This is a genomic window from Burkholderia sp. Tr-862, assembly GCF_011753085.1.
In the GTDB taxonomy this organism is placed as follows: Bacteria; Pseudomonadota; Gammaproteobacteria; order Burkholderiales; family Burkholderiaceae; genus Burkholderia; species Burkholderia ambifaria.
This window is the reverse complement of record NZ_VWWG01000289.1, coordinates 1-4213: the sequence shown is the minus strand read 5'-3', so window position 1 is coordinate 4213 and position 4213 is coordinate 1. Positions and strand designations below refer to the sequence as shown.

General features: G+C 69.7%; 4 protein-coding genes. 2 read left to right on the top strand and 2 right to left on the bottom strand.

Annotated elements, in window-relative coordinates:
* Positions 1-179 precede the first annotated feature (179 nt).
* On the top strand, positions 180-794 hold the full coding sequence (locus F3J14_RS33865) for a methyltransferase domain-containing protein (protein ID WP_166726617.1): 615 nt from the start codon (positions 180-182) through the stop codon (positions 792-794).
* A 15-nt stretch (positions 795-809) separates the two neighbouring features.
* Here the strand turns inward: F3J14_RS33865 and F3J14_RS33860 are convergent, their stop codons facing one another.
* Together F3J14_RS33860 and mdtD are read right to left on the bottom strand one after the other, a co-directional pair.
* Complete coding sequence (locus F3J14_RS33860) at positions 810-2084, bottom strand: EAL domain-containing protein (protein WP_006760955.1); 1275 nt, start codon at positions 2082-2084, stop codon at positions 810-812.
* A gap of 180 nt (positions 2085-2264) precedes the next feature.
* Positions 2265-3701, bottom strand: coding sequence for a multidrug transporter subunit MdtD (mdtD, locus tag F3J14_RS33855; RefSeq protein ID WP_166726616.1), 1437 nt, complete (start codon positions 3699-3701; stop codon positions 2265-2267).
* 222 nt (positions 3702-3923) lie between these two features.
* Between mdtD and F3J14_RS33850 the strand changes: the two genes are divergently transcribed.
* A partial coding sequence (locus tag F3J14_RS33850) for a DUF2917 domain-containing protein (RefSeq protein ID WP_166726615.1) occupies positions 3924-4213 on the top strand: 290 nt, incomplete at its 3' end.

The window sequence follows — 4213 nt, the reverse complement described above, 5'->3', positions numbered from 1 at the left end:
GCGGCGACGCGCTGTGGGCCGAACTGACGGCCGAGGCGCCCCGCGCGGGCGGCATGCGAGCGGCGTAGGGCCGCGCGCCGCGCGCCATACCACGCGCCGCGCGCCATACCACGCGCGATGCGCAACGGCTAAGATGCGGGATGCGTTGCACGATCAGACGCGTACGCGGAGCAATCGCCATGGTGGATCGCCCGACTCTCGACGCCTACGAAGCCCATGCCGCGCAATACGCGCAGGACTGGCTCGACCAGGCCGCCCCCGACGACATGTATGCGCTGCTCGAGCAGTATTTCTCGCCGGGGCCGACGGCCGATGTCGGTTGCGGCGCGGGGCGCGACACCGCGTGGCTCGCTTCGCAAGGATTCGACGTGCGCGGCTACGACGCGAGCGCCGCGCTGCTCGCCGAGGCGCGCTTGCGCCACCCGTCGCTGACGTTCGAGCTGGCCACACTACCGGCGCTCGCCGGCGTGCCGTCCGGCGCGTTCCGGAACGTACTGTGCGAGACGGTCGTGATGCACCTCGACCAGGCCGATGCGGCCGCGGCGGCCGCACGGCTCGCCGCGCTGCTGATGCCCGGCGGCACGCTGTACCTGAGCTGGCGGGTGGCCGGCAACGGTGGGTTGCGCGACGAGCGCGGCCGCTTGTACACGCCGCTCGATTCGGCGCGCATGCGTGCGGCACTCGGCGCCGGCATGCAGGTGATCGACGAGCATGAAGTCGTCAGCGCGTCGTCCGGCAAGCGCGTGCACCGGCTGATCGCGCGCCGGGCCGACGATGTCAACGGCGCCGCATGAGCGCGGCGCGCACCTTCATTCGCGGTTGAGCGCCGCTTCCCAGTTGATGTCGACGCACAGCACCTGCATGCCGGTCGCGACCGGCGCGGCGATCGATGCGGTCACGCACAAGTGCGCCTCGTTGATCGACAGGTATGGCGGCGTCAGATGCACGCGGCCCGGCGCGCGCATCGCGTGGCTGAAGTACGGGCGGCGCTCCCAGCTCGCGCCTTCCGAATGCAGCAGCGGCCGGAAGCGTTTCGCCCGCTGCGATACGCTGCCGCGCGCGAGCACGTTGTCGCCGATCTGGCGGCCCGATGCATCGAGCAGGAAGCAGCGCGCGGTTTCCGGCAACCCGAGCACGGCGCCGGCGGCGTCGATCAGCGGCTCGCCCGCGGCGAGCTTCTGGCTCGCTTCCTCCAGCGCGGCGACATACGGCGCGAGGCGTTCGGCCTGCGTGCGTTCGCGTTGCGCGACGCGCAGCCGCAATGCGGCCGACAGCGTGTCCATGCAGCCGGCGGCGGCCTGCGGTTGAACGGGATCGACGCTTGGCCCCGCGAAGTACTGCCCTTGCACGAAATCGACGTCGCATTCGAGCGCGATCAGCGCGTCGCGCTCGGTCGAGAGCCCGCCCATCAGCACGAGCTGGCCGGATTCGTGCAGCAGCGACACGAGCCCCGGCAGCACGCGTTCGAGATGCGAGTGCTCGCTCGCCTGCGCGAGGATGCCGCGATCGAGCGTGACGATGTCGGGGTGCAGGTGCCACACGCGGTCGATGTTCGAATGCTTCGCGCCGAAGCCGCCGAGCGCGATCAGGAAGCCGGCCTTGCGCAACCCGTCGACGATTGCCGCATAGCGCGGCGTCTCGCCGCCCGCCTGTTCGGGCACTTCGAGCACCACGCGATGCGGCGGCAGGCCGAGCGCCTTCAGGTTCGCGAGCAGCGCGTCCCCGTAGACGGTGTCCATCAGCGCGGCCGGATGCAGGCTCAGGAAGAGCCATTCGTCGTGACTGTCGAACGCGTGGAAGTTGCCCAGGTGCAGCGATTCGGCGAGCCGGCCGAGCTCGAGCAGGTCGCCGCGCCGCGCTGCCTGCGTGAATACCTCGTGCGACGCGACCTGGCGGCTTTCCTCGTCGTGCGCGCGCAGCGACGCGTGATAGCCGATCGCGCGGCGGTGCGACACCGAGAAAACAGGCTGGAACACGCTGAACACGGTGTACGCGCCGTACAGCACGGTGCGCCGCTTTCCGTCGTCGCCGGCGACGGGGCGGGGCGGCTGGAAGCCGGGGGGATCGATGTCGATCATGCTCATGATGTCGGCCGAAGGGAGACTGCCAGTTTACCTACAGAATAGGCGAGCAAGAAGTATGCACGGCGTCGTGCCCCGTGTGGCGGGCCGCCGCGGGCGCCGGCTGCCGCGCGGTGCAGCATGGCCGCACCGACATGGTGCGCACCGCGCCGTCGTGGCGATCGCGGCGGCGCGCGCCGGGCGTCACGCGCGTTCGGACGGGTCGGTCTTCTGCGTGCGGCCGCGGATTTCGGGTGCGAGCTGCGCGAAGATCCACGCCGACGCGGCCGTGATGATCCCGACGCAGATGAAGGTCGCATGGAACGCGGGCAGCGTATTGCTCGGCGTCACGGTGCGCAGCATCCCGGTGAAGGTCGCCAGCAGCGCACCGGCGACTGTGACGCCGAGGCTCATCGACAGCATCTGCACGAGCGAGAACAGGCTGTTGCCGCTGCTTGCGCCGCCGGTGCCGAGATCCTTCAGCGTCAGCGTGTTCATCGCGGTGAACTGCATCGAGTTGAAGCCGCCGAACAGCGCAAGGTGCACGACCTTCACCCATACGGGCACCGTGTCGCGCATCAGCGCGAAGCTCGCCATCATCACGCCGACCATGATCGTGTTCGCGAGCAGCACCTTGCGGTAGCCGTGCCGCGTGATCAGGTGCGTGATGATCCGCTTCGAGAACATCCCTGCCGCCGCGACCGGCAGCATCATCAGCCCGGCCTCGAACGCCGAATAGCCGAGGCTCACCTGCAGCAGCAGCGGGATCAGGTACGGCATCGCGCCGCTGCCGATCCGCGCGAACAGGTTGCCGAGCAGGCCGACGCTGAACGTATGGATCTTGAACAGTTCGAGCGAGAAGATCGGCTGCGGCGCGCGCACCGCGTACAGTCCGTACGCGACGAAGCACGCGAGGCTCAGGATCAGCAGTACGAGCACGGCCGCGTGCTGCATGCCGAGATCGGCGAGCCCGTCGAGCGACAGCGAGATCGCGACCATCCCGATCGTCAGCAGCAGATAGCCCTTCAGGTCGAATCGGCCGACGGCCGGGTTGCGCGAGTCGGGCATCGAATAGAAGGTCGCGACGCAGCCGGCGACGCCGACCGGCACGTTGATCAGGAAGATCCAGTGCCACGACGCGATCTTCACGAGCCAGCCGCCGAGCGTCGGCCCGATCAGCGGACCGATCAACCCGGGAATCGCGACGAACGACAGCGCGGGCAGGTAGCGTTCGGCCGGGAACGTGCGCAGCACGGCGAGCCGCCCGACCGGCAGCAGCATCGCGCCGCCCACCCCCTGCACGACGCGGAACACGACGAGTTGCTGCAGCATATGCGCGTTCGCGCACAGCAGCGAGCCGAGCGAGAACACCAGGATCGCGCTGAAGAACACGCGCCGCGTGCCGAACGTGTCCGCGAGCCAGCCGGAAACGGGGATCATCACCGCCATCGTCAGCGAGTACGCGATCACGACCGACTGCATCCGTAGTGGCGATTCGCCGAGACTTACGGCCATCGACGGCAGCGCCGTGTTGACGATCGTCGCATCGAGCGTCTGCATGAAGAAGCCCGTCGCGACGAGCCACAGCATCACGGTGAGGTTCTTTTCGCCGAGAGCGGCGGCGGGAGGGCGTTGGAACATGGGGGCGGACCGGGGGCGCGGGACAGCCGCCATTGTAGGCAAAGCCGCCGGAACACGCAGAATGGGGGGGCGCGCGAGCCGTCCGGACGCGATACCGGGCGGACGCCCGTCCGCCGGCGGACCGGTACAGTTCAGCCGAAAGTGTCTGCAGGCGTATCTGTCCGTGTGTTGCCGCTGTCCGGAATACTGGTGTCATCGAACCCACGCGACCCGGAGGCCGCCATGCGCGAACTGCGACTCTACGAGATGGACGGCAACGAGCCGGCCGCGCGGTGGCGGATCGTCGATCGCACCGCGCTGCAGGTCGCGGACGGCGACCTGTGGGTGACGGTCGAGGGCCGGCCCGACGATCACTGGCTGCGCGCCGGCGAGTCGCTGGCGCTGCTGCCCGGCATGCGTGTATGGGTCAGCGCGGCGGCCGGCGGTGCGGTGTTCGCGTTCGGCCCGCAGGCGGCGCCGGCCGTGCACGCCACGCCGATCGCGTGGCGACGGTTCGCCGCATGGCGCGCCGG

What these genes read in the sequence shown, in the direction of transcription:
- F3J14_RS33865 (WP_166726617.1), top strand. Translation starts at nt 180, where the DNA reads ATGGTGGATCGCCCGACTCTCGACGCCTACGAAGCCCATGCCGCGCAA.
- F3J14_RS33860 (WP_006760955.1), bottom strand. Translation starts at nt 2,084, where the DNA reads ATGAGCATGATCGACATCGATCCCCCCGGCTTCCAGCCGCCCCGCCCC.
- mdtD (WP_166726616.1), bottom strand. Translation starts at nt 3,701, where the DNA reads ATGTTCCAACGCCCTCCCGCCGCCGCTCTCGGCGAAAAGAACCTCACC.